At 64.0% G+C, this 24,857-nt stretch carries 22 protein-coding genes; 5 read left to right on the top strand and 17 right to left on the bottom strand.

Translation table 11 applies throughout. The features are described 5' to 3' along the window. Positions 1-6: 6 nt before the first annotated feature. The 3 genes from leuB to leuC are packed head-to-tail and all read right to left on the bottom strand — an operon-like array spanning position 7 to position 3,197. Positions 7-1,080, bottom strand: coding sequence for a 3-isopropylmalate dehydrogenase (gene leuB / locus BTO32_RS08005; protein ID WP_076724096.1), 1,074 nt, complete (start codon positions 1,078-1,080; stop codon positions 7-9). Positions 1,081-1,113: 33 nt separating this feature from the next. Next, complete coding sequence (gene leuD, locus BTO32_RS08010) at positions 1,114-1,761, bottom strand: 3-isopropylmalate dehydratase small subunit (protein WP_076724097.1); 648 nt, start codon at positions 1,759-1,761, stop codon at positions 1,114-1,116. Between the two features lie 17 nt (positions 1,762-1,778). After that, a complete protein-coding gene (gene leuC / locus BTO32_RS08015) occupies positions 1,779-3,197 on the bottom strand; it encodes a 3-isopropylmalate dehydratase large subunit (protein ID WP_076724098.1) in 1,419 nt (472 codons plus the stop codon). 151 nt (positions 3,198-3,348) lie between these two features. On the opposite strand from leuC, the gene BTO32_RS08020 reads away from it, so the two are divergent. After that, positions 3,349-4,221, top strand: a complete 873-nt coding sequence (locus tag BTO32_RS08020; RefSeq protein ID WP_076724099.1) for a LysR family transcriptional regulator — start codon at positions 3,349-3,351, stop codon at positions 4,219-4,221. An 8-nt stretch (positions 4,222-4,229) separates the two neighbouring features. Here BTO32_RS08020 and BTO32_RS08025 read toward each other — a convergent pair whose 3' ends face one another. The 10 genes from BTO32_RS08025 to BTO32_RS08070 form a co-directional block, all read right to left on the bottom strand. Further along, positions 4,230-5,372, bottom strand: coding sequence for an MFS transporter (locus BTO32_RS08025; RefSeq protein WP_076724100.1), 1,143 nt, complete (start codon positions 5,370-5,372; stop codon positions 4,230-4,232). 18 nt (positions 5,373-5,390) lie between these two features. Then, complete coding sequence (aroC, locus tag BTO32_RS08030; protein ID WP_076724101.1) at positions 5,391-6,485, bottom strand: chorismate synthase; 1,095 nt, start codon at positions 6,483-6,485, stop codon at positions 5,391-5,393. 27 nt (positions 6,486-6,512) lie between these two features. Beyond that, positions 6,513-7,427 (bottom strand): 50S ribosomal protein L3 N(5)-glutamine methyltransferase, encoded by a 915-nt coding sequence (gene prmB / locus BTO32_RS08035; protein WP_076724102.1) that lies wholly within the window; start codon positions 7,425-7,427, stop codon positions 6,513-6,515. A gap of 82 nt (positions 7,428-7,509) precedes the next feature. Beyond that, on the bottom strand, positions 7,510-8,745 hold the full coding sequence (locus BTO32_RS08040; protein WP_076724103.1) for a patatin-like phospholipase family protein: 1,236 nt from the start codon (positions 8,743-8,745) through the stop codon (positions 7,510-7,512). Positions 8,746-8,749: 4 nt separating this feature from the next. Next, the gene (locus tag BTO32_RS08045) at positions 8,750-9,640 is read right to left on the bottom strand and encodes a DUF4892 domain-containing protein (RefSeq protein WP_076724104.1); all 891 of its coding nucleotides are present in this window, start codon (positions 9,638-9,640) and stop codon (positions 8,750-8,752) included. Between the two features lie 3 nt (positions 9,641-9,643). After that, the gene (locus BTO32_RS08050; protein ID WP_245820298.1) at positions 9,644-10,546 is read right to left on the bottom strand and encodes an alpha/beta fold hydrolase; all 903 of its coding nucleotides are present in this window, start codon (positions 10,544-10,546) and stop codon (positions 9,644-9,646) included. 18 nt (positions 10,547-10,564) lie between these two features. Next, complete coding sequence (locus tag BTO32_RS08055) at positions 10,565-10,915, bottom strand: PilZ domain-containing protein (RefSeq protein ID WP_076724106.1); 351 nt, start codon at positions 10,913-10,915, stop codon at positions 10,565-10,567. A gap of 110 nt (positions 10,916-11,025) precedes the next feature. Beyond that, the gene (holB, locus tag BTO32_RS08060) at positions 11,026-12,057 is read right to left on the bottom strand and encodes a DNA polymerase III subunit delta' (RefSeq protein ID WP_076724107.1); all 1,032 of its coding nucleotides are present in this window, start codon (positions 12,055-12,057) and stop codon (positions 11,026-11,028) included. Further along, on the bottom strand, positions 12,054-14,114 hold the full coding sequence (locus tag BTO32_RS08065) for a transglutaminase TgpA family protein (protein WP_076724108.1): 2,061 nt from the start codon (positions 14,112-14,114) through the stop codon (positions 12,054-12,056). The genes holB and BTO32_RS08065 overlap by 4 nt, the downstream gene beginning before the upstream one ends. Continuing rightward, positions 14,101-15,057, bottom strand: a complete 957-nt coding sequence (locus BTO32_RS08070) for a DUF58 domain-containing protein (RefSeq protein WP_076724109.1) — start codon at positions 15,055-15,057, stop codon at positions 14,101-14,103. The genes BTO32_RS08065 and BTO32_RS08070 overlap by 14 nt, the downstream gene beginning before the upstream one ends. Before the next feature lie 179 nt (positions 15,058-15,236). On the opposite strand from BTO32_RS08070, the gene BTO32_RS08075 reads away from it, so the two are divergent. Then, positions 15,237-15,851: a hypothetical protein gene (locus tag BTO32_RS08075; protein ID WP_076724110.1), complete on the top strand. Its 615-nt coding sequence runs from the start codon at positions 15,237-15,239 to the stop codon at positions 15,849-15,851. 107 nt (positions 15,852-15,958) lie between these two features. Here BTO32_RS08075 and BTO32_RS08080 read toward each other — a convergent pair whose 3' ends face one another. Continuing rightward, positions 15,959-16,756 (bottom strand): DUF6160 family protein, encoded by a 798-nt coding sequence (locus tag BTO32_RS08080; protein ID WP_076724111.1) that lies wholly within the window; start codon positions 16,754-16,756, stop codon positions 15,959-15,961. 187 nt (positions 16,757-16,943) lie between these two features. Next, complete coding sequence (locus BTO32_RS08085; RefSeq protein ID WP_076724112.1) at positions 16,944-17,525, bottom strand: hypothetical protein; 582 nt, start codon at positions 17,523-17,525, stop codon at positions 16,944-16,946. Between the two features lie 176 nt (positions 17,526-17,701). Here BTO32_RS08085 and pabB point away from each other — a divergent pair, with 176 nt between their 5' ends. Beyond that, positions 17,702-19,072 carry an aminodeoxychorismate synthase component I gene (gene pabB / locus BTO32_RS08090; protein WP_076724113.1) on the top strand — a complete coding sequence of 457 codons (1,371 nt, stop codon included), beginning with the start codon at positions 17,702-17,704 and terminating at the stop codon, positions 19,070-19,072. 24 nt (positions 19,073-19,096) lie between these two features. Here pabB and thrH read toward each other — a convergent pair whose 3' ends face one another. Further along, positions 19,097-19,711 (bottom strand): bifunctional phosphoserine phosphatase/homoserine phosphotransferase ThrH, encoded by a 615-nt coding sequence (thrH, locus tag BTO32_RS08095; protein WP_076724114.1) that lies wholly within the window; start codon positions 19,709-19,711, stop codon positions 19,097-19,099. Between the two features lie 213 nt (positions 19,712-19,924). Between thrH and BTO32_RS08100 the strand changes: the two genes are divergently transcribed. After that, entirely contained in the window at positions 19,925-20,647 is a 723-nt protein-coding gene (locus BTO32_RS08100) for a phosphoadenylyl-sulfate reductase (RefSeq protein ID WP_076724115.1), read from the top strand. A 30-nt stretch (positions 20,648-20,677) separates the two neighbouring features. On the opposite strand, the gene cysB is transcribed toward BTO32_RS08100, so the two are convergent. Next, positions 20,678-21,655 carry an HTH-type transcriptional regulator CysB gene (gene cysB, locus BTO32_RS08105; protein WP_076724116.1) on the bottom strand — a complete coding sequence of 326 codons (978 nt, stop codon included), beginning with the start codon at positions 21,653-21,655 and terminating at the stop codon, positions 20,678-20,680. Between the two features lie 250 nt (positions 21,656-21,905). Here cysB and BTO32_RS08110 point away from each other — a divergent pair, with 250 nt between their 5' ends. After that, positions 21,906-24,617 (top strand): winged helix-turn-helix domain-containing protein, encoded by a 2,712-nt coding sequence (locus BTO32_RS08110; RefSeq protein WP_076724117.1) that lies wholly within the window; start codon positions 21,906-21,908, stop codon positions 24,615-24,617. Positions 24,618-24,857: the final 240 nt, after the last annotated feature.

Raw genomic sequence — 24,857 nt, forward strand, 5'->3', positions numbered from 1 at the left:
CCTGACTTACAGCGCCGCGAGAACGGCCTCGCCCATCTCCCGGGTGGATACCTTGCGGGTGCCCTCGGAGAGGATATCCGCTGTCCGCAGCCCCTGGTCCAGAACCTGGCTGACCGCCGCCTCGATCGCATTGGCGGCTTCCTCCTCGCCCAGGCTGTAACGCAGCATCATGGCGGCACTGAGGATGGTGGCCAGCGGGTTGGCGATGCCCTGGCCGGCAATGTCCGGCGCCGAACCGTGGCACGGCTCGTACATTCCCTGCTTCTGCGAGTTCAGGGAGGCGGACGGCAACATGCCGATGGAGCCCGTGAGCATCGCGGCTTCGTCCGAGAGAATATCACCAAACATATTGCCAGTCACAATCACGTCGAACTGCTTGGGTGCCCGAACCAGCTGCATGGCGGCGTTGTCCACGTACATGTGGGAAAGCGCCACGTCCGGGTATTCCCGTGTCAGGTCCTCCATGACTTCCCGCCACAGCACAGTCACCTCCAGCACATTGGCCTTGTCCACGGAACACAGCTTGCCGTTGCGCTGCCGGGCAGCCTCGAACGCCACCCGGCCAATGCGGCGGATTTCCGATTCGGTATACGCATAGGTGTTGTAGCCCTGCCGTTCGCCGTTTTCGAGATGACGCACACCGCGGGGCTGGCCGAAATAGATGCCACCGGTCAGCTCACGGACAATCAGGATATCCAACCCGGACACCACGTCCGGCTTCAGGGACGACGCCGAAGCCAGCTGTGGATAGAGGATGGCCGGACGCAGGTTGGCAAACAGCTCCAGACTGGAGCGCAGCCCCAGCAGCCCCTTCTCCGGGCGCTTCGCCATCGGCAGTGCATCCCACTTCGGCCCGCCGACCGCCCCCAGCAGGATGGCATCCGCCTGCCGGGCCTTCGCCAGAGTGTCTTCCGGCAGCGGCGTGTCACAGGCATCCAGGGCGGCACCGCCAACCAGCGCCTGCTCAAAATTCAGTCCCAGGGAAAAGCGGTCGTTGACCCTGGCCAACACACGCTCCGCCTCGGCGACAATCTCCGGGCCAATGCCGTCTCCCGGCAACAACAGAATGTTTCTGGACATTACGGTTTCCTTGAGTCGTTCAGTCGGTATCAATCAGTGACCACCGGCAAACAGCCAGGGCGCGGTTTGCCGGCGTTTTTCCTCGTAGGCGCGGATGAGGTCGGCGTCTTCCAGGGTCACACCGATGTCGTCCAGGCCGTTGAGCAGGCAGTGTCGACGGAAATCGTCTACCTCGAACGGGAAGCACTCGCCGAACGGCGTGGTCACGGTACGCGCCGCCAGGTCGACCGCCAGTTCATAGCCCTCGTTGTCGTAGGTTTCCTGGAACAGCCTGTCAACGATTTCTTCATCAAGAACAATAGGTAACAGGCCATTCTTAAAGCAGTTATTGTAGAAGATGTCGGCAAAGCTCGGGGCGATGATGACCCGAAAACCGAAATCTTCCAGGGCCCAGGGGGCGTGTTCGCGGCTGGAGCCGCATCCGAAGTTGCGCCGGGCCAGCAGCACACTCGCGCGCTGATAGCGGGGCTGGTTCAGTACGAAGTCCGGATTCAGGGGCCGTTGAGAACAGTCCTGGTCCGGTTTGCCTTCGTCCAGGTAGCGCAGTTCATCGAACAGATTGGGGCCAAAGCCGGTGCGTTTGATCGACTTCAGGAACTGCTTGGGAATGATCATGTCCGTGTCCACGTTGGAACGGTCCATGGGGGCCACGATGCCCTTGTGCTGGGTGAATGCTCTCATGGTCTTTCTCCTGTGGCTCAGTTCAACAGTTCACGGACATCGACGAAATGGCCGGTCACGGCCGCCGCAGCCGCCATGGCCGGGCTGACCAGATGGGTGCGCCCGCCAAACCCCTGACGACCCTCGAAATTACGATTCGAGGTCGAGGCGCAGTGCTCACCCTGCCCCAGCTTGTCGGCGTTCATCGCCAGACACATGGAGCAGCCGGGATCCCGCCACTCCAGCCCCGCCTCAATGAAAATCTTGTCCAGACCTTCCCGCTCCGCCTGCGCCTTGACCAGGCCAGACCCGGGCACCACCATCGCCTGCTTCAGGGTTGGCGCCACCTTCCGCCCTTTCACCACCCGTGCCGCCTCACGCAGATCCTCGATCCGGCTGTTGGTGCAGGAGCCGATGAATACCCGGTCCAGCCGGATGTCGGTGATCTTCTGGTTGGGCTGCAGTCCCATGTACTTGAGCGCCCGGACGATACCCTCCCGCTTGATGGGGTCCTCTTCCTGAGCCGGATCCGGCACCCGGCCATCCACCGAGGTAACCATTTCCGGGGAAGTCCCCCAGCTGACCTGGGGCTTGATGGCCGCGCCGTCGATCTCGACCACCTTGTCGAATACCGCATCCGGATCACTGTGCAGGGTTCGCCAGTAGGCCACCGCCCGATCCCACGCGTCTCCCTTGGGAGCAAACGGCCGGCCACGGACATACTCGATGGTGGTCTCGTCCACCGCCACCATCCCGACCCGGGCGCCGGCCTCGATGGCCATGTTGCAGATGGTCATGCGCCCTTCCATACTCAGGCTCCGGATGGCCTCACCCCCGAACTCGACCGCATAGCCGGTACCGCCGGCGGTTCCAATGGTGCCAATGATCGCCAGCACCACATCTTTGCCGGTGACACCGGGTGCCAGCTGGCCGTTGACCCGCACCAGCATGTTCTTCATCTTCTTTTGCACCAGGCACTGGGTGGCCAGAACATGCTCCACCTCGGACGTACCAATGCCATGGGCCAGACAGCCAAAAGCACCGTGGGTGGAGGTGTGGGAGTCACCGCAGACGATGCTCATGCCCGGCAGGGTCGCGCCCTGCTCCGGACCGATCACATGCACGATACCCTGGCGCTGGTCCTTGATCTTGAATTCCAGGATGCCGAACTCATCGCAGTTCCGGTCCAGCGTTTCCACTTGAGTACGTGAGACCGGATCGACAATGCCGTCAATCCCCTTGTCCCTCTCCGTGGTGGGCACGTTGTGGTCCGGGGTGGCCAGGTTGGCATCGATCCGCCAGGGCTTACGGCCCGCCAGGCGCAGACCCTCAAATGCCTGGGGTGACGTCACTTCGTGCAGCAGATGCCGATCGATGTAGATCAGCGCGGAGCCGTCGTCCCGCTGCTTGACCAGGTGGTCGTCCCACAACTTGTCGTACAAGGTCTTGCCCGCCATGGTTCTCTCTCACTCATTGCCGGTGGTTTTGATTGGATGAAGGCATCATACTCCGGCCCAATAAATAACTCCAATTCATGTTTTTTATTCATTGAATTCCTAATAGGCATGAATTAGGGTAAGACGAAATCACCCAGTGACCGGATCCACCATGGACGCCAACGCGATACAGGCCTTCCTGACCATTGTCGATCAGGGCTCCTTTTCCGAAGCCGCCGAGGTGCTTCACCTGACCCAGCCGGCCATCAGCAAACGGTTGGCAGCGCTGGAGAACCAGCTTGGCGTGCGCCTGATCGACCGGCGCCAGCGGGAGATTCGCCTGACCGACGCCGGCAAGCGGCTGCTGCCCCACGCCCGCCGCATCCTTGATGAAATCCACAACGCTCGCATGGCGGTATCGCCGGAAGCGGCGGAGATCGCCGGCGAGCTGCCCATCATCGCCAGTCACCACATTGGCCTGCATCACCTGCCCCGCTGGCTGCGGCAGCTGCGCAAGTGCTACCCAGACGTCAGCCTGAGCCCCCAGTTCCTGGAATCCGACGCAGCCTATGGACAAATGCTCAAACGGCACGCGGAGCTGGGCTTTGTCACCCTAAGCGACAGCATGGCACCGGGCTTTCAAATACACGCACAGTGGCAGGACCCGATGGCCTTTGTCTGCGGCCCCGACCATCCCCTGGCCGAGCAACCCCGGCCACGACTGGAACACCTGGCGGCGCATCCGGCACTGTTGCCGGACACCAACACTGCCACTTACCGGGTGGTCAGCCGCCTGTTTCTGGAGGCGAACCTCCACCTGTCCCTGATGATGCCCACCAACTATCTGGAAACCATCAAGATGATGACCAATGTGGGGCTGGGATGGAGCGTGCTGCCGGTGAGCATGGTGGACGACAATCTGCGGATACTGGAGGTGGGGCACCCGGTGTCCCGAGTGCTGGGTGCCATCGGGCTGGAGGGACGATCGCTCAGTGCCGCTGCCCGGGCCCTGCTGGACATCGTTCGCCAGGAAGAAGGGCTCTAGCCCCCGGGTCAACGGGATTCAGCGGGCGCCCGTATCCCCCACCAGGCCACCAGCAGCGCCAGGGTCGCCGCCACCGCACCCCCCCAGAAGGCCGCGCCGGTACCCAGATACTCCACCAACAGGCCGGACATCCAGGCGCCCACGGCTCCCCCCGCACCAAAGCTCAGGCCGCTGTACAAGGCCTGGCCCTGGCCATGGTGAGCCTGCCCGAAATAACCGTGTATGTATTGCACCGACAGGGCGTGCAGGGCGCCGTAGGACGCCGCATGCAGCAGCTGCGCCAGCAACAGCAGCGCCAGGCCGCCGGTGAGATCGGCGATCACGCCCCAGCGCAGCGCCGTCAACAACAGCGCGCCCAGGGCAATCCGCCGTAACGAGAGGTGCCGCTGAAGCCGGTGCATGACCAGGAATAGGGCGATCTCAGCCAGCACCCCCAGCGACCACAGCAGTCCGATCGAGAACTTGCCGTATCCGTGCCGCTCCAGATGGATACTGAAAAACGTGTAGTAGGGGCCATGGGAAACCTGCAACAGGAAATTCATCAGGAAGAAGGCCAGCACCGCCCGCTGCCACAGAACTCGGCCAAGGCTCCCTGCCGGAAGGCTCCGCCGCCGCTCGCCCCGTTCCGCCGGCACCAGGAACGTGGACAGGGCAATGCCGGCAAACACCGGGAGCAGCAACCAGGGCAAAGCCGACACCGGCACACGCTCAAGCACGGCCCCCACCAACGCCACCGCACCGATGAAGCCGACCGAGCCCCAAAGTCGCACCTTACCATAGCGGTCCCGCTCCGGCCCGAGGGTGCGTAGGGTGATCACTTCGTACAGCGGCAGGATGGCATTCCAGAAAAAGGTGAAGGCCAGCATTGCCAGCAGCAGGCCGGAGAAACCCGGCTCCAGAAAGACCCCGGCAAAGCAAAGAGCGCCGCCGATGGCGCCGACACGGACCAGGCGGACCCGCTGGCCGGAGCGGTCGCCCAGCCAGCCCCAGACACTGGGGGCAACGATTTTGGTGAGCTGGATCGACGCCATCAGCGTCGCGATCTGCAGATAACCGAAGCCCCGGGCTTCCAGATAGAGCGACCAGTACGGCAGCATGCCGCCCAGTAGGGCGAAAAACCAGAAGTAGAGGTTCGACAGGCGCCAGTAAATCGCTCAGACTCCGAACGGTCAGCGTTGGCCGAGCACCGGAGTGGTCACGGCCACGTCACCATTCTGCGCACGGTGCCGCAGATAGTGATCCATCAACACAATCGCCATCATCGCCTCGGCGATCGGGGTGGCCCGGATGCCGACACAGGGATCGTGCCGCCCAGTGGTGATCACCTCCACCGGGTTGCCCTCCACGTCAATGCTCCGCCCCGGCAGGCGGAGACTGGAGGTGGGCTTGAGGGCAATGCTGGCCACGATCGGCTGGCCGGAGGAAATCCCCCCAAGCACACCCCCGGCGTTGTTGCTGAGAAAGCCCTCGGGCGTCATTTCATCCCGGTGTTCGGTTCCCTTCTGCTCGACGCAGGCAAATCCGGCGCCGATTTCCACGCCCTTGACCGCGTTGATGCTCATCAGCGCATGCGCCAGATCGGCGTCCAGCCGGTCGAAGATCGGCTCGCCCAGACCCGGCGGCACCCCTTCGGCGACGACGTTGATCCGCGCGCCAATGGAGTCCCCCTCCTTGCGCAGGGCATCCATGTAGGCCTCCAGTTCCGGCACCTTGTCCGGATCCGGACAGAAGAACGGATTCCGGTCGACCTGATCCCAGTCAAGCGTTTCCACCCGGATCGGGCCAAGCTGGGCCAGATAACCCCGGATCCGGATCCCCAGCCGTTCAGCCAGGAACTTGCGTGCCACCGCCCCCGCAGCCACCCGCATCGCGGTCTCCCGGGCGGATGAACGGCCACCGCCCCGGTAATCCCGAATGCCGTACTTGTGCCAGTAGGTATAGTCGGCGTGGGCGGGACGGAACTGGCGGGCGATCCTGCCATAGTCCTTGGATCGCTGATCGGTGTTTTCAATGAGCAACCCGATGGGCGTGCCGGTGGTCCGGCCCTCGAACACCCCGGACAGGATCCGCACCTCATCCGGCTCGCGCCGCTGGGTGGTGTGACGCGAGGTGCCCGGTTTGCGACGGTCCAGGTCCCGCTGCAAGTCGGCCTCCGAGAGGGCCAGCCCGGGCGGGCAGCCATCAATGATGCAGCCGAGCGCAGGGCCGTGGCTCTCGCCGAACGTGGTGACGGTGAACAGTTTTCCGAAGGTGTTTCCCGACATGGTTGCGTATCTTGTCCCGTGTTGTGGTCAGTGGGCGCTGGAACGGCGGGCTTGCCAGTCCCGGAGGTCCTGGGCCCGCAGCAGGAACACGCCGTCGCCGCCGTTTTCGAATTCCAGCCAGGTGAACGGCAGGTCCGGATAGGCCGCTTCCAGGGCTTCCCAGCTGTTCCCGACCTCAACGATCAGCAGACCCTCCTCGGTCAAGTGATCGGCGGCGCCGTCCAGAATACGGCGGGCAATGTCCAGACCGTCGTCGCCGGCCGCCAGGCCGAGCTGGGGCTCGTGGCGATACTCCGCCGGCATCGCCGCCAGATCCCGGGCGTCGACATAGGGAGGATTGCTCAGAATCACATCGTAGCGTTCGGTGATCGCGTCGAATACATCGGAGCGGATCGTGCGCACCCGGTCACGGACCTCGTGCAGGTCGATGTTCGCTTCCGCCACGGCCAGAGCATCCTCGGAAATGTCGGACAGATCGACCAGGGCGCCCTCGAACACCGTCGCCGCACCGATGCCAATGCAGCCGCTGCCGGTACACAGATCCAGCACCCGATGCACCGGCGTCTCGCCGAGCCACGGCTGAAGCCCCTTTTCCAGCAACTCGCCGATGGGGGAACGGGGAATCAGGACCCGCTCATCAACCTTGAACGGCATCCCCATGAACCAAGCCTCGCCCAGAAGATACGCCAACGGCACCCGATCCCTCACCCGCCGCTCGATGCGCTCGAACACGATCTCCCGTTCCCGTCGCAACAGCCGGGCGTCCAGGAAGACCGTGTTGTTTGCCAACGGCAGATTGAGGCTGCGCAGCACCAGGTGCACGGCCTCGTCCCAGGCATTGTCGGTGCCGTGCCCGAAATACACGTCGGAGCCGGCGAACCGGGAAGTGGCATAACGAAGGTAGTCCCTTACGGTGGTCAGGTCATCAATGGGGCTGGTCACTGCGGATGATTCCTGTTGTTTGGCAAATGTCGCGCGGATTATACGCTGAATCCGCACCCTACTGCAGCCGCTTCCGCCGGTTCTAGACCGCCAGGGGCCCGGAGCTGGTACGGTGCCGCTCGTAGCGATCCAGAGCCGCGGCCATGCGTTCCCGCCCCAGCTGAATGAGTTCCGGGGCCTTGTGATAGTCGTAACTGCGACAGGCATTCTTGGGAATGTTGACCAGCAGGTCGGGCGGATAACCGGCAATTTTGTACTGAATCAGCGCACTCTGCATCGTCTCAATGGACAGGTTCATGACGTCGAACTTGCCGATCCCGAGCTTGTCCCAATCAATGACCTCCCGCTCCTCGGCGGCACCCTTCGCGGCCTTGCGCTCACCAGAGGCATCCGGCTCCGGTGCCGGTTTGTCCAGCTCCCGCCGGCGCACCTCCCGCTCCAGTTTCTGCTCGGCGGTCGTGGTGTCCGGATCCGCCCGACGGGACGTCAGGGACTTCAGGGATTCCCAATCGAACCAGCGGGACGCTTTTTCCCTAAGCACATCCACCCACTCGTCGATTTCCCGGCCGCTTTCGTGGCCGGTCACGAACGCGGCATCCGGAATCCGCTGACGCTGGTCATCCTCGCCGCTCAGGTTCACCGCGACGATCAGATCGGCGTGGGCGGAAATGGTGGGGATGATCGGCAGGGGGTTCAGCAGGGCACCGTCCACCAGCACCCGGCCGTTGAGCACCAGTGGCGTCACCACGCCGGGAATCGCCACCGATGCCCGGATCGCCTGATCCAGAGGCCCTTCCTGGAACCAGACTTCCTTGTGGGCGAGCAGGTCGGTGGCGACGGCGGTATAAGCAATGGGCAGGTCCTCGATGCGGATGTCACCGAGCATTTCACGGACAATGGAAAAAATTTTCTCGCCCCGGATCGCGCCAACGGAGCTGAAGGTTACATCCAACAATTTCAACACGTCGAACTGGCCCAGGCCAGTCACCCAGTCCTTATAGTCCTGCAACTTGCCGGCGGCATGGAAGCCACCAATCAGCGCCCCCATGGAACAGCCGGACACGGCGACAATCCGGTAGCCCCGCTCCAGCAAAATCTCGATGGCGCCGATGTGGGCGTACCCCCTGGCGCCGCCGCTGCCGAGTGTCAGCGCCACGGTCCGTTGGTGTTCCGGCTGCACCCGGGATTCCTCGCTCGCGGTCGCCACCGATGCCGCGGACAGATCGGAACTCTCCACCACCACGGACACCCGGTGCTCGGGCACCTCCGTCTCTTCCGTCCCGGCCGGAACGTCCGGACCTTCCTCATCCCCCGTCATGGCCTTACCTCCTGATCACGACGATTTCGATTCGATTCCCCTGGCGTTCGGGATCGGACAGAGCAATGCCCGGCCCCACGACAATCAGCCGTTGCCGGTCACGGGATACGCCGGTTCGGGCCAGAACCTCGCTGAGCGAGGTCAGCGCCGCCTCCGCCCGTGCCCGTGCCGATTCGTAGGATTCATCCGGTGCCAACGCCGAGAACCCGGCCAGCACCACCAGGGCGCCCGGCTGTTCCGCCAGCTCGCGGATCCGGCGCCGGTCCGTGGCGTGCCAGTCGAACCGATAGGTCACCTCCCCCTGCCAGGGAACCACCCAGGGGCCAAGCACCCGGCGGGAAGCCTCGGCAAGACCGGGTATCACAGCCTCGGGTTGCACCCGCAGGTGCTCAACCCATACATACTCGCGCAGGTTGCCGCGGGTCACGGTATAAACCAGCGTCAGCCAGCGGGCGCCATCCCCGTCCTCCGACACCGCGACCAAATAGTCCTGCTCCGAGTCGCGGCCATTGAGCACGGCCTGCCCGAACACCCGGTTGGCCCAGATCACGCTGCGACCACAGCGAACGTTCTCACACTCGAACAGGATACGCGCGCCCTCCTCCTGTAAGCCACGAAGGTAATGATCGCGGGCCTCGCGCCGGGTCGCGTCCCGAGCCAGCTGGTATAGCCGACCCTCGCCGGTAACCGGTAACCGGGCCATGGTTTCGGAGCGGATCTCGTCATTGATTTCCCGGACCGGGCTGAACAGCACCAGATGGCCCGGAGATTCGATCTCCACCGAGGCTTCCCGGGTCGACTGCGGAAACGGATCGGGGAACGCGTCGGCCCGGGCCGGCACGGCCAGCAGCAGGAGCAGCGCTGACAGCATCCACCTCGAAGACAGGGTCATCATGATTCAGGGTTGCTCCAGAAAGCGACTCACCGCCCGCGCGACCGGAGCCGTGTCCCCATCCAGATGGCAATGGTGGCCGCCCGGCACCTCGATCACCGACAGGTCGCGGATCAACCCCGCGCGCTCCACCAGTTGGCCCCGGCTGGCCAAGAGCCCATTCGCCGCCTGTACCAGCAGCGTCGGCGTGGTGATTGCCGCCAGCGTGGCACGAACCTGATCCTCGGTCATCATTAGGGGAGACGGGTGCCGAAGTCTCGGGTCGGTGCGCCAGACAAAGCCCCGCTCGACGGGTTTCAGGTTGCGTGGCACCAGCGTCAGGGCCGCCTCGTGGCTCAGGGGGCTGACACCCCCTTCCCTCGCCTTCGCCGCGGTTGTGATGTCGGGGTAAACCACCGCCCGGCCCGAGCCGCGAAGCCGCTTGCCAATGGCACGGCGCAGTTGTGGCACCGTGTCTTCGAGCGGCCGGCTGATCGCCCCCAGGCTGTCGATCATCACCAGTCGCCGGACCCTCTCGGGAAACGCGGCGGCATACAGCCCGGCGACGATGCCTCCGAGCGAATGACCGACCAGGTCCACCCGGTCGTCAGCGCCAGGACACAGAGGGTGCTCCAGCAGCTCTGCCAGATCCGAGACATAATCCATCAGCCAATAGGACTGTCCGGGGCTGCGGTGCCCGGAGTGACCATGCCCGGCCATATCAATGGCATGAACCGGCCCCAGGGAGGCCAGCTCCGGCGCGAGCCGGGTGAAGGAGAGGCAGTTGTCGAGCCAGCCGTGCAGCAGCACCAGAGGCCGCGAAGGGACTGCGGCCGCCGGAGAAGACCAGGACATGCCCACCAGCGTCAGCTGGGAGAGCGGCCAGGAAGCGTCACGGCATGTCACACGGGCGGAAGAGGTCACCGGCATATCCATCGTCCGGCCACCTCACATGGTGTGCGTGGGGCGGTCGGAGGTCAGTGACCCAGCGAGATAGGATTCGATCTTGGTCCGCGCGGTTTCGTCGTCGCCGTTGAACTGGACGCCTATCCCGGCGGCACGGTTGCCTTGGGCGCCCTTCGGCGTGATCCAGACAACCTTGCCCGCCACCGGGATTTTCTCGGGCTCGTCCATCAGGTTGAGCAGCAGAAACACCTCATCGCCCAACTGGTACTGTTTCTGGGTCGGGATGAACAGGCCACCCTGTTTGATGTACGGCATGTACGCTGCGTACAGGACCGCCTTGTCCTTGATGGTCAGGGTAAGAATACCACTGCGTGCGCCAAATCCTGGGCCCATAGTCGACACCTATTCTTGCGTTACTGGGGAACGGACCGGACAGGAATACCGAAAAACCTGTCATTCCGCAATCATAGCAGCTGCCGGAGCGGGACACGCAAACCGGAGCGTCAGCCGGCCCTGCGACGGGGCATCAGCGCCTGCCAGGCCAGCAGCAACCGGGACGCCTCCAGCTCCGGGTTGACGTTGTAGACACCGGCCGCGCGGGCTTCCCGTACCTGATCGAGCAGCTCGTGGGCCCGCCAGGGCGGGTTGTGCCGGGCCAGGAACTCCAGCATATCGGCCGCGTCCGGGTCGGCCACGGTACCCCCCGCCGCCAGCCGGGCCAGATCCGCGGCCCATCCCTCAAACAGACCGAGCGCCTCCTCCAGGCCCAGGGCCTTGAAGGCCCGGGCGGCATCGGCCACGGGCATCTCACCGCGCATGAACCGGCGAAAGGCGTCAAATGCGGTGTCACGCAGTTCAAGAAAATCGCCGGTCAGATATTCCAGCGCCAGTCTCGGCGCGCGGTCGGCCAGTGCCAGGGCGCGGCGAACCCGATCCGCCGGAGGGGCGGGTGTATCGCCACCGAGGCCATCCAGAGCCCGCGCCAGCCACTGCTCCGCCTGTGCCATGGAGGGTACGGGCACCATCAGGGTCTGACATCGGGAACGAATGGTCGGCAGCACCGGCCGCCCGGTTTCCTGAAGCAGCAGCAGGGTCACGTCGGGCAGCGGTTCCTCCAGGGTTTTCAGCAGGGCATTGGCCGCGTTCACATTCAGCTGGTCCGCCCGGTCGATGATGGCCACCTTGTGATGGGCAACCTGCGGCGATGCCACGGCAAAGGCGGACAAGGCCCGGATCTGATCGACCTTGATCATACGTGAGGTTTCCGGGGCATAGACGCGTAGATCCGGATGGCTGCCCGCCATCACCAACTCGCACTGTTTGCAGGTACCGCAAGCGACCGGCCGCCCCTCGTGGCGGCCAGCCGGTGTTTCACACAGCAACAGGCCTGCCACCGCTTCCGCCCAGGCACGTTTGCCCACGCCCCGCTCACCGTTGAGGATCAGGGCATGGGGCAGGCGGTCCTCCGCCAAGCGCGCCTGCACCTGACGCCAGGCGCGTTCCAACCAAGGCATTGTCTGGGCGATGTCTGTCACGGGGCGTTTCCGGTTCCTGTCCTGTGGCCACGTAGCTGGCGCCGGATGATCGACAAGGTCCGGCGCATGCGCCGCAGATCGCTGCTCGATGCCGGAGCCGACGGGTTATAGTAATGGCTGTTGATCATCCGGGCAAAGCGGCGTGCCGTATCTCCGGCTTCCGGGCGGGTACGGGCCAGTCGCTTTGCCAGGTCGTCCGGGGTATCCCCCGGCCGCACCTCGACCCCGGCACGTCGGCACAGCGCCTGCCAGGCTTCCAGCAGGCGCCGGTGGCCGTCCCTGCGGGCTTCCCGGGGTGAGCGAACGTAGCTCACCAGCCCCAGGGCCAACAATCCCACACCGACCCCCCCTGCGGTCAGATAGCCCAGTTCACGCAAGCCCAGGCCACCGGGCAACCGGGACATCAGATCCATCTGACTCTGCCCCTGGTAACCCACCACCCAGCGCTGCCACTGGTAATTGATCCGGTCCAGCTGCAGGCTGGCCCATTGCAGCAACGCGATATCCCGGTAGCGCTGGGGCGAGAAGGGGTTCGACTCCAGGAACGAGCCCTCCTCCGCCACCGCATCGCGCAGGCCCGATTCAATGCGCGCGGGCGCGATCGCCGCCGTCGGGTCCACCCGCACCCAGCCCCGACCGTCCAACCAGGCCTCCACCCAGGCATGGGCGTCGTACTGACGGACAATGAGGTACTCGTCATCCACCCCCGCCTCACCCCCCTGGTAACCCATGACAATACGGGCGGGGATGCCGGCAGCGCGCAGTACGAAGGTGGTGGCGCCGGCGTAGTGGGCACAGAACCCCCGTCGCTGATCAAACAACAGGGCATCCACCCCGTTTTCAGGCATGGCGGGAGGCCGCAGAGTGTAGAAATAGGGTTGCTGCCGGAACCGGGTCAGCAGCTCGGCCACCACATCGGTGTCGGCCAGGCGGCCCGCCAGGCTGGCTGCGAGCGCCCTCGCCCGGGGGTTGCCCTGCTCCGGCAGCTGCAGATAACGGTGCCGTTGCGTCGCATCCAGCGGGGTGCCAGGCACCTTCGGCAGACCCGTCAGTCGCAGCCGGTAGCGAACCGGGCTATCGGCCGGACGGGGGAAACGAAACAGGTCCTCCTCCACTTCGAACAGATTGCCCGAGGCGGCCTCGGAACCGGCCAGAGCAAACGCCCAGCGGCGGTCGGTGGGCTCCAGCAACACCTCGTACTCGGTGGCTGCCAGTGGCCCGACACCACCGTCGGTGGCGACCCGGGCTAACGGTTCGACGGGCGCGCCGCCGGTCTGCCGCCAGGTTTCGCCGTCCAGGTAGTCCAGCACCAGGCCCCGCCAGTATCGGTCGCGGTAAGCCGGTACCGCCCCCCCGAACGTCACCCGGAAAACCCGTTCGCTGCTCTGTGCCAGGTGGGAGATGTCGCCGGGGCGCAGGGTGTCGCTGAGCCCCGACCGGGCGTGACCGGACACCAGTGGCACCGTCCATAGGGGGCCCATGCGTGGAAAGAACACGAACACCAGAATCACGAACGGCAGCCCTTTCAGGAACAGGCCACCGAGCCGCCGCCATCCGGATGCCAGACCGTCCGGCAGATCCGGGGCGTTGACCACCTGCAACGCCACCAGTAACAACCCCAGGGCCAGGAAATTCACCAGCGCCCACAGGATTTCCTGGCGAAACAGGAAATTCACCGACGCCAGATAGGCCAGAATGAAGAACAGAACATAGAAATCCCGGTGATTTCGGGTTTCCAGCCATTTCAGACCCACCGCGAGCACAAAGAAAGAGGCCGCGGTATCCACGGTAAAACGCCCGGAAACCGAGGCGATGTAGACCGCAATCAGCAAGGCCATGATCCCCATCCGGGGCAAGCGGCCCGGCAGGCGGACCCGTCCCCGCTGAGCCCGCCAGCGCCAGCCCGCCAGCACCAGACAGACGGCGATCAGCCACGCCGGCAACCGGTCCCACTGGGGCAGCAACAGTACGATAAAGGCGGCCATCAGCCACAGCAGTCCCTGGCTGGGAAGGCGCGACGGCTGGCGGCCCCGCTGTCGATCGTCACGCCGGCTCATCGCACCTCCAGACCGCCAGTGCCCGTAGGCAGCGGCGAACATGGACCGCCCCAAGGTCCGGTTCGATGCGCTCGCCGGGGAGGTTCAGACCGAAAGGTACGCCCTGGCTGGCACGCGCCAGTACCAGCGCGGACAGATAACTCAGGCGGCGCTCGTGGTCTACGCCAGGGAAGGCGTCGAAGTCCAGGCGATCCGGCTGACCGGCGCCACCCCGCCAGTCCGCCACCACCATCTGCCCGTCCCGGGCGACCCGCTTCCAGAGCACCCGGGCGCTGAGATCACCCTCGCGCCAGGGCCTCAGTTCGGCCTGCTCGGTTCCCTGACGGTCACGGACCAGTTGAGGGTCATCGCCGTCCTCACCGGTGGCCAGGGCCTCGGGCGCCGGCCGTGGCCTGGGGTAGCAAACCGCCGAGGATAGCGGGCGTATCCAGGACCAGGCCTTGAGCAATCCGAATGGGAAACGGGTTTCCACCCGGATTCGCTCCGGCCGCAGGTAGCCCCGGGCCTGCCCCCGGACCGCCAGGGTGACATCCTCGGATTGGCCCGGAACAACGTGAAAGCACACCTCCGCCGCCCCCGGGCAGGACAGGCGAATCGCCACGGCCCCCCGCTTGCCGGCGGCGGCGCGCAGGCGGAAGGCAATGCCCTCCCCGACAAACCCTTCCCCAGCCTGGACCAGCGTCAGCACCAGTCCGGACAGGTTCTGGTGGGTTTGATGAATGGCGCCCACGAACACGGTGCCCAGAAGAAAGGTGGTCAGGTAGATCAGACTGTTCTGGTAGTTGATGGCGGTCAGCAACATCACCACCAACAGCACGCCAAAGACCACGCCTGCGCCGGTCGGCAGTATAAAAATATTCTTCTGGTTAAACCGGCGCGTGTCGGCACGGGGAATGCGCCGATGGACCCAGTCCTGCCACTGCCTGGAGAAAAAACTGATCATCCTGCCCCACGAGACGATTGGAATGCGCTACCGGGAACGGACTATAGCAACGAACCGTGACCCGATGTTCCAGCTTACCGGAAATTCGAGGAGGCGGATCACAATCCTGACGGGATCGGGTTGAAAAACATCCAGGCACACCAAATACTGGTGGCAAGACCCATCATGAGGCCAACACCATGAACCGCCATTGTCTGCTTGCCTGCGCGATTGCCGGGCTGAGCACCGGTCTGACCGCCCAGGCGGGGGTCGAAACTCTGACCTCCGACGAAATGGTCGATACCTACGTCAAGGACTCGGCGGTCATCGTCGTGCCCCGCACGCCCAGCCAGGTGGAGGACCGCAAGCGGATCATCCGCTCGCTCACCATCTCCCCGGGCGAGCCGGTGCTGACCGAAGCGGAGGAAGAAGCCTACCGGGAAGCCCTGCAGCGCTACATAGAGAGCGGCCGAGAGGATGCGCTGGAAAATGCGGAAGAGGAGTTTGTCCGCCGGGCCCTGCTACTGCCCACCGACGAACTGGCCCGGGCGCAGCCCGCCGCCGAGTTCAGGGCCGTGCTGCCGCCACTGATTTTCGGCCAGCAGCCGGAGATCCCGGATGAACCCTTCACCCAGACCTTCCTGAACGACCAGCTGGGCATCGGCTTCGACGGCCAGAACCTGAACTTTTCCATCGGCAACCCGCCCGGTATCGATCAAATCCACATTCCCCAGGCGATTAACGAGGGCCCCATCACCCTGACGCCCCGCCCTGGCGGCGGCTTCGACCTGTCCATTGCCGTGCCCGACTCCTGAAGCCGGCCAGACTTCGCGTCACCGGTCTTTATATCCCGATGTCGAGGGCGGACAAATAAAAACGCCCCGCCAGAGCGGGGCGTCCAACGCCAGGTATCCGGGTCGGTTTAGTGACCGTAGACAGCCAGCTTGGTGTTGGTGATGGACAGGTTGTCCATGGCCACGGAACCGATGGACGCACCACCGATGTTGATGGCACCGATGCTCATATCCATGCTGATGTCCGCCACGTCAATGCGCAGGACGTCGGTCTTGGTGGACGCACCCAGGCCGGCACCCTTGTACACGTTGACGTTGGCAACAGCGAACAGAGCGGTCGGATCCGTGCTCGGGTCAGCGGACTCGAAGAAGTTCGCGCCCATGATGGCCATGTCCTGGATACCAACGCCGAGGAATTCAACGTCGAAGTCCATATCCACCACATTGAACGCCACGGCCATGTTCAGGGTATCGGTCGCGGTGTCAACAGTGATGTCCAGCTGGCCCAGGTTACCCCAGCCACTCAGGTTGGATACCAGGGTGGTGGAGTCCGTGGCGCCTTCCAGAGCCATGGAGCTGGCCGTCATACCCCAGTCGATGGGCAGCCCATCCAGGGAGCCGACGTGGATGACTGCGTCACCGTCCGCCAGTACGTCAATATCGATCTTCAGCTGGTCCAACAGGTTGGTACCCGGACCACCGGCAACGCCGGAACCACCCAGCACGATGTCGTTCACGACGAAGGAACCTTCGTCAGTGTAGCGGAACTGACCGATGCTGACTTGGGTTTCCAGTTCGATGGTGACACCGGCCTGACCGGTGACGTTGCCCATCGCGCTGTCGTCCATGGCTTTGAGGTCCGCGTGAGCGGCGAAGGGAGCAGCGGCGACGGCCGCGGCGAGAGCGATTTTCTTCAGGCCTTTCATTTTTATATCTCCTTGGAAACTCATATTTGTTGTTATCTGAGTTTTGATTTGGATGTGAAGCCTGCGACTCCACGATGCCATTTAAGATTGTTTTACAGTCCGAATCCGTGACTCCATTCACAGTCTTTAACCAGCCGATTACACAACGAAACAAACCACGACTGGTTCTCAGATCCGGCGCCAGGCCTTACTCTGCCGCCTCCCCGTCCTTGCTGTCGTAGAACCATTCGAAGGGCTTTTTCTGGGTAACCGGCTCAGACCATTTGAGGGCGCCATTCTCCAGGGCGTAGGCCACGACCTTGTTACCGGAGACGCCGAGCCGGTGCTCATGCTCCACCACCAGAACCTCAGTATCGTCCTCTTTGCTAAGGCGACCGGTGTACAGGATTGCGGCGGCGTTGATCTCCCCCTGTCGGGCGATCGCCTTGATGGCCGCCCGATACATATAGATCTGGGCGGCAGCGGGAACCCGTTCGCCCTCCTCGCCCAGGCTGATACGCTTGACCGTCTTGCCGTCTTTCATCAACATCCACGCCGCCGGCATGTTCGGCGCGCCGTCCTTCAGTTCGGCCTCGTATTCGGACGTTGCCACCTCCGATAGATGAATGAGCTGCTGCTGAGCCGAGGCCAAAATCTGGACCAGCTCCTCCTCGCTGAGCTTGCCATCGTCCAGGGGGGAGCCGGCCGGGGCCGCCATTGAGGCCACGGGGGCAAACAGAAGGGCGGAGCCCAAAGCCAGGCCGGTGAGCAGCGTCTTGAAGCGGGTCATATGCGGTTTCCCTTGTTCTGTTGTTATGGATGGGTGGGGCGGCCGGCGCCGGATTGGCGTTAGAATGGGTGCGGGCTGCCCCGGGGCAGCCCTGCCATTACACCAGCGATCCAATTCCCGGCTCAACGCCCGTAATTTGACCGCGTTGGCATTTTCGGAAATTCGACGGAGCAGACTTGAAACAACCTTCCCTGCAAGCGATCAGTCCCGAGACCTACCAGCAGTTGCGAGCCTGGGCCAGCCTGGAACCGGACTTCGTGCACCTAGGAAGCCATGGCACCGGCCCCGGCCGGGGGCGCTGGCAAGCCTTCTCCGCCCGGGCGACGGGGCATTACCCGAGCACCCGCGAGGATTCCCCGGCTACGGCAGCCCGGGACGTCGCCCAGGCAATGGAGGCTCTGGTGGCCAACTACCGCCTGGCGCCGGCCAGCCCCGGCCCCAACGTGCCGATGGGCGGACTGGTGGGGTTTCTGGGCTACGAGTATGGCTACCTCAAGGAGCCCCGCTTGGCCCCCCTCTGCCCCGATCTCCCGGTCGCCACGCTGCACGCCGGCCTGTTCCTGTGGATGGCCAGCCGGAACCAGAGCACCGGGCAGCACTACCTGTGGCTGCACCCAGCCTGCCCGGATGATCTACGACGGCAGATCCGGTGCTGGCTGGAACAGCCGGCCCCTGAGGAAACCCGCCACTGGCGCATGACGGCACCATTCCGCGCCCGCCAGACCGCCGCCGAGTTCAAGCAGAGCGTCCGCGCCGTCAAGGATTACATCCGGGCCGGTGATTGCTACCAAGCCAACCTATCCCAGGAGTTCACCGGCCGCTATCAGGGCGATCCCTGGCTGGCTTATCAGGGACTGGCGGAAGCCAACCCCACCCCCTACAGCGCCTACCTCCGGGCTGGGGAACGGGCGGTGCTTTCGGTCTCGCCCGAGCGTTTTCTCGAGATCGAAGGGCGTACGGTCAGGACCAGCCCGATCAAGGGAACCCGTCCCCGGGGATCATCGCCGCAGGAAGACCACGCCCTCGCCCAGGCCCTGCTGGACTCGGAAAAGGACCGGGCGGAAAACCTGATGATCGTTGATCTGCTCCGCAACGACCTGGGCCTGAACGCCCGCACAGGCTCGGTCACCGTGGAGCAGCTGTTCGCACTGGAGTCCTACCGCAACGTTCATCATCTGGTGAGTCACATCCGGGCGGAGCTGGCGGACGGCGTGTCTCCCCTGCAGGCGCTGCTCGATGCGTTTCCGGGAGGCTCCATCACCGGTGCGCCCAAGGTTCGGGCCATGGAGATCATCCGGGAACTCGAACCACACTGGCGCGGCCCCTACTGCGGCTCGGTCTTCCACTACCGGTTCGATGGCCACCTGGACAGCAGTATCGCCATCCGCACCCTGCTGTGCGACGGTCAGGGACGGATCCATTGCTGGGGCGGTGGCGGTATCGTCGAGGATTCAGACCCGGACGCCGAATATCAGGAAACCCTGACCAAGGTCGGGCCGCTGATGCGATTTCTGGAGGGGTTCACAGCAGGCCGGGCCGGCACCTGAAGCCGGCCCGCCCGGCGTTGGCGCTCAGTCGTCGTGGATGACACTGGCCTCGAGGAATGCTCGCTTGAGGTCGTCGAAGGTGTGCACTGCGGGGAACTGGGGAAATTCGTCGATGACATTCTGCGGCGCATGGAACAGGATGCCCCGGTCCGCCTGCGCGAGCATGGTGGTGTCGTTGTAGGAGTCGCCGGCGGCAATCACCCGATAGTTGAGCAGCTGGAACGCCCGTACCGACTGGCGCTTGGGATCACGCTGACGCAACAGGTAGTTGGTGATCTGGCCGTTTTCCGCCACCTCCAGCTTGTGACACAGCAGCGTCGGATAGCCGAGTTTTTTCATCAGCGGCATCGCGAACTCGTAGAAGGTATCGGAGAGAATGACCACCTGGAAGCGTTCGCGCAGCCAGTCCAGGAAATCCCGGGCGCCGGGCAGCGGGTCCAGCTCACCGATGACTTCCTGAATCTGCGGCAGACCGTAGCCATGCTGATCCAGCAAGCGCAGGCGCTGTTTCATCAGCACATCGTAATCAGGAATGTCCCGGGTCGTGGCCTTGAGCTCCTCAATACCGGTTTTCTCGGCGAATGCGATCCAGATTTCGGGGATCAGTACTCCTTCAAGGTCAAGGCATGCGAGTTCCACAATGGTCTCCTGATTACGTCGAATGATCGGCGAGCTGGCGCCCGGCCAGGGTCAGGGGCGTATGATAAGAAAAACTCCGCCCGAATGCATCGGGGGCGTTGAGGCCGCGCCCGAGTTCGTGAGGGTGCATAAAGATATAGATTGTCATTCCTTCAGGCTATGAGGGGTTTAGTGGTAGCCTGCACGCAGGTTCACGATAGGTAAGCACAGACCATGACGGACATCGATACACTGCGCCAGTCACTCGAAGACCAGAGTCCACGCGCCATACTCAAGGAAGCCTTCCGGCGATACGACAACATCGCCCTCTCCTTCAGCGGTGCCGAGGACGTGGCCCTGATCGAGATGGCCCACAAGCTCACCGACAACCTGCAGGTGTTCACACTGGATACGGGCCGCCTGCACCCGGAAACCTACGAATTCATCGAGACCGTCCGCACGCACTACGGCATCCACATCGAGATTCTGTTTCCGGATGCCGCCGAGGTTCAGGACCTGGTCAACCGCAAAGGGTTGTTCAGTTTTTATGAGGACGGCCATTCCGAGTGCTGCGGCATCCGCAAGGTCAGCCCGCTGCGGCGCAAGCTGGCCACCGTCGACGCCTGGATCACCGGCCAGCGCAAGGACCAGAGCCCGGGCACCCGCCATGACGTGCCGGTCGTGCAGGAAGACCCCACCTTCTCCGGTCCGGACAGGACGTTGGTGAAATTCAACCCGTTGGCCAACTGGAGTTCCAAGGAAGTCTGGGATTACATCCGGATGTCCGAGGCACCCTACAACACACTGCACGAGCGGGGGTTCATCAGCATCGGCTGCCAGCCCTGCACCCGCCCGGTCCTGCCCGGGCAACACGAGCGGGAGGGTCGCTGGTGGTGGGAGGAAGCCACCAAGAAGGAATGCGGCCTGCACGCCGGCAACCTGATCGCCCGCAGCTGACGGCCGACGCGCCCTACCCGACGGCCCACCTCAGTAGGTGGGCAGTTCCACGTCCTTGAACAGTTCCTCGATTTCCGTCCGGCTGCCCTGATTCGCAACGGCGGCATCCACTTTGTCCCGGGTCAGATGCGGGGCAAACCTCTGGATGAAATCGTACATGTAGCCGCGCAGGAAGGTGCCCTTCCGGAAGCCGATGCGGGTCACGCTCGGGCGGAACAGTTTACGGGCATCCAGCGCCACCAGGTCGGTATCATTTTTCGGGTCGTAGGCCATGCTGGCGATGATGCCGACCCCAAGCCCCAGACGCACGTAGGTTTTGATCACGTCGGCATCGGCGGCGGTGAACACCACTTTGGGCGTCAGCCCCTGGGACTGGAAGGCCTCGTCCAGTTTGGAGCGGCCGGTAAACCCGAACACATAGGTCACCAGCGGATATTCCGCCAGCTCCGGCAACGTCAGCTCCGGCGCCTTCGCCAGCGGATGGTCCTTCGGCACGATGACGCTGCGGTTCCACTTGTAGCACGGCATCATGATCAGGTCGTTGAACAGCTCCATGGCTTCGGTGGCAATGGCGAAGTCCACCGCGCCGTTCGCCGCCATCTCGGAAATCTGCATCGGAGTCCCCTGATGCATGTGCAGGGACACGTCCGGGTATTCGGCGATGAAGCCCTTGATCACCGGCGGCAGGGCGTACCGTGCCTGGGTATGGGTGGTGGCGATGCTGAGGTCGCCCTTACGCTGGTTGCTGAATTCCTGGGCAATCTTCTTGATGCCCTCCACACGCCGCAGGATCTCGCCCGCCTCGCGGATGATGATCTCCCCTCCCGGGGTGATCCGGGTCAGGTGCTTGCCGCTGCGAGCAAAGATTTCCAGGCCCAGCTCGTCCTCCAATAGGCGGATCTGCTTCGAGATCCCGGGCTGGGAGGTGAACAGGCTTTGGGCGGTTGCGGAAACGTTCAGATCATGGTGTGCGACTTCCCAGATGTAACGCAGCTGTTGTAGTTTCATCGAGTCTGTTGCTCCCTGGATTCCCGGCCTTAGTGGAACTGCCTGTCGACAGGACAGACGTTGGGCCAAAGAATACGCATAAAAAATTTATTTTTCATTCTTTTTTAATATAGGCAAAGCCTTTGCCTCAGTTTAGACCAAAACCGAATGTGCACGGGCCTGGACAGTCACTTTCGTCACTAGGGCCCTTGACTTGAATCACACAAGGCACACAATCCGGTAACAACTCTCCACCGGCATTCAGGACCCAATGCTGCTGACCACGAAATTCCTTAGACCCACCACCGACGCCCGGGCGGTCCGACGCGACCGGCTCAGCACGCGGCTGGCTCCGGGTGGCAGCAAGCGACTGAACTTGGTGATTGCGCCGGCAGGGTATGGCAAGACCACGCTGGTCAGCCAGTGGTGTGCCCAGTCCTCCCTGCACGACGCGTGGCTGTCCCTGGACGAGCACGACGACGACCCGCGCCGGTTCTGGCAGTACGTGCTGGGTGCCTTTGAGCACGCCGGATTACCCGACATGCCGGCCTGCCGCAAGCAGCTAACCCGCCAGGACGGCAGTGACCTGACGCCGGTCATGACCGCCCTGCTCAATACCCTGGAGCGGGACGGCGGGCACTGGTGTCTGGTCCTGGACGACTACCACTTCGTGGGCAATGCCGACATCCACCGTCAGCTCGCTTGGTTTCTCGATTACCTGCCGCCGGGCGTGCTCATTACCCTGGTGTCACGCACCGAGCCGCCACTGCCCCTGGCGCGATGGCGGGTGCGGCGTTGGGTTGAGGATATTCACCCCGGCCTGCTGGCGTTTTCTGAAGGGGAATGCCGCCAGTTTTTCCGCGATACCATGGGCCGGGACATCTCCGAGGCCGACGCCAGTGCCCTCTGGCGCAAGACGGAAGGCTGGGTGGCGGCGATGCAACTGTCCGCCCTGTCCGGCGGTGATCGCATCAGCGGCGACAGCGCCGCCGTGGCTAACATCGACGAGCGCCAGATCAGCGATTATGTGCTGACCGAGGTCCTGCAGCAGCAACCGTCCAGGCTCGCCGATTTCCTGCTGCAGACCGCCTGCTGCCCCCGCTTGACCGCGTCCCTCTGCGACACCCTCCGGGGCCGGGACGACAGCCAGGAAATCCTGGAGGAGCTGCTGCGCCAGAACCTGTTCCTGATCCCCCTGGATACCCGCAACGAATGGTTCCGCTACCACGACCTGTTCCGGGATGCGCTGGTGCAACGGCTGCGCCACACCGACCCGGCCCGGGCGGAATCCCTGTGGCGCCAGACAGTGACCTGGCTGCTGGAACATGGCCACGTACAGGACGCCATCGCCCAGATCGTGCGCCAGCAGGACTGGCCCTGGCTGGCCCGGGTCCTGGCCGAGCATGGCAACAACCTGATCCACGCCGGCTTTCATCTGCCGGTCCTGGACTGGCTGGAAGCCCTGCCCGCCCATTTGGTCAACGACAGCCCGAGACTACAGATGGTGCGGATTTGGGGCCTGTTCTTCGCCAACCGGGTGGACAGCATCGAGCCCCGCCTGGTCGCCCTGGAAGACCTGCTGGACCGTCGGGTCGCGGATTCCCACCCAGACGCGGAGGGCGCCCTGGGGCTGCACTCCGAGCTGGCGCTGATACGTTCCTACCTCGCCCGGACCCGCAACGATGACAAACGGGTCAGCGACCTGACCCGCCAGGTGCTGGAGGAAATCGACCACACCCAGATTCCGCTCAAGTCGGTGACCTACTACGGCCTGGGCCTGGACTATTACGGTCGTGGTGAACTGCGCAAGGCGGAAGAAGTGCTGCGTTCGGCGGTGCACTACGGCCAGGTCGAGCGTAAGCCAAGCACGGCGCTGTCCAGTGGCGGCCTGCTGGCGTGGATCCAGTACAACCGGGGCGATACCGACCTGGCCCTCGACACCTGTACCCAAGTGCGCCGCTGGGTGGACCAACACTACTCGGACCCCAGCCAGCCCAGGCTCATCTCCTGCTGGCAGAACAGCACGCTGACGGAAATCTATCGGGAGCGCAACGAGCCGACGCTGGCCCACAATCACCTGGCGCCGCTGCTGGAGCACGTCACCCGGGGCACCGAGCCGGGCCAGCATGTCATCATCCAGTATGTCCGGGGCCATCTGGCCTTCAGCGAGGGACGCCTGCAGGAAGCCACCGAGGCGCTGGAAGACGCCCTGCTCACCGGCCGCCGGCGCCGGGACCACATCGTCTTCGAGCCGCCCGCCAGCGCCGCGCTGCTGGCGCGCTGCCTGCTCGCCATCGGCATGCCGGAAAAGGCCGCGGCCTGCCTGGACGATGTCCACGACGACGAACTGACCAATCCGTTGAACCGGGAACAGCACCGGATCAGTCGGGCCAGAGTCTGCAATGCCCTGCAACAACCGGAACGGGCCTTGGACCTGCTGGCCGAACTTGAGGCCAGCGCCGGCCGGGCCGGCCATAACCGGCACCTGGTACAGGCCCTGCTGGTCATGGCCGAGGCGCTCGACCTGATGAACCGCCCCGCCGAGGCCCAGAACAAGCTGGAACAAGCCATTGCCATGGCCCGGGAGAGTGGTTTTGCTCGATTGCTCGCGGAGGAAAGCCCGCGCGTCCGGACCCTGCTGTGTGACCTGCCGGCACTGCGCGCCCCCGGACGCTGGAACCGCGACGTGCTGGCCATGCTTCGGGATCAGGAACACCGGGCCCGACAGCCACAGGAGACGGTGCCCGCCAGAGAGGCCGGCCCATCACCGGTACCGGAGGAGGCCCTGCCGGAACCTCTGAGCCAGCGGGAGCAGGAGGTGCTGGCGCTGATCCACCAAGGCCTGGCCAACAAGGACATCGCCCGGGCCATGGCGGTGGCGCCGGCCACCGTCAAGGCCCATATCCGCAACCTGTACGGCAAGCTCGGCGTCGGCCGCCGCACCGAGGCTTTGGCGCGGGCTCGGGCACTGGGCCTGCTGTAATCCTGCCCGCCGGTATTGTGACGCACCTCACATTTTCCGAACGCTTTCTACGCCCTCTACGCCCTTTGGACGATCCCGCTACGCCCGGCCTTTCCTTATCATGGCAGTCAAGGTGAGGCATGGCCCTCGCCCCGAATTCTGAAACTTCAGGCCTTCAGATTTCTTGTTCCGCGTTGTTTCAACGCCAGGGTTCAGATGGACCCCTTCGACAAGAGCCAACCCATGGTTGGCTCTTTTTTT

Source organism: Marinobacter lutaoensis (assembly GCF_001981305.1).
Classification (GTDB): Bacteria; Pseudomonadota; Gammaproteobacteria; order Pseudomonadales; family Oleiphilaceae; genus Marinobacter; species Marinobacter lutaoensis.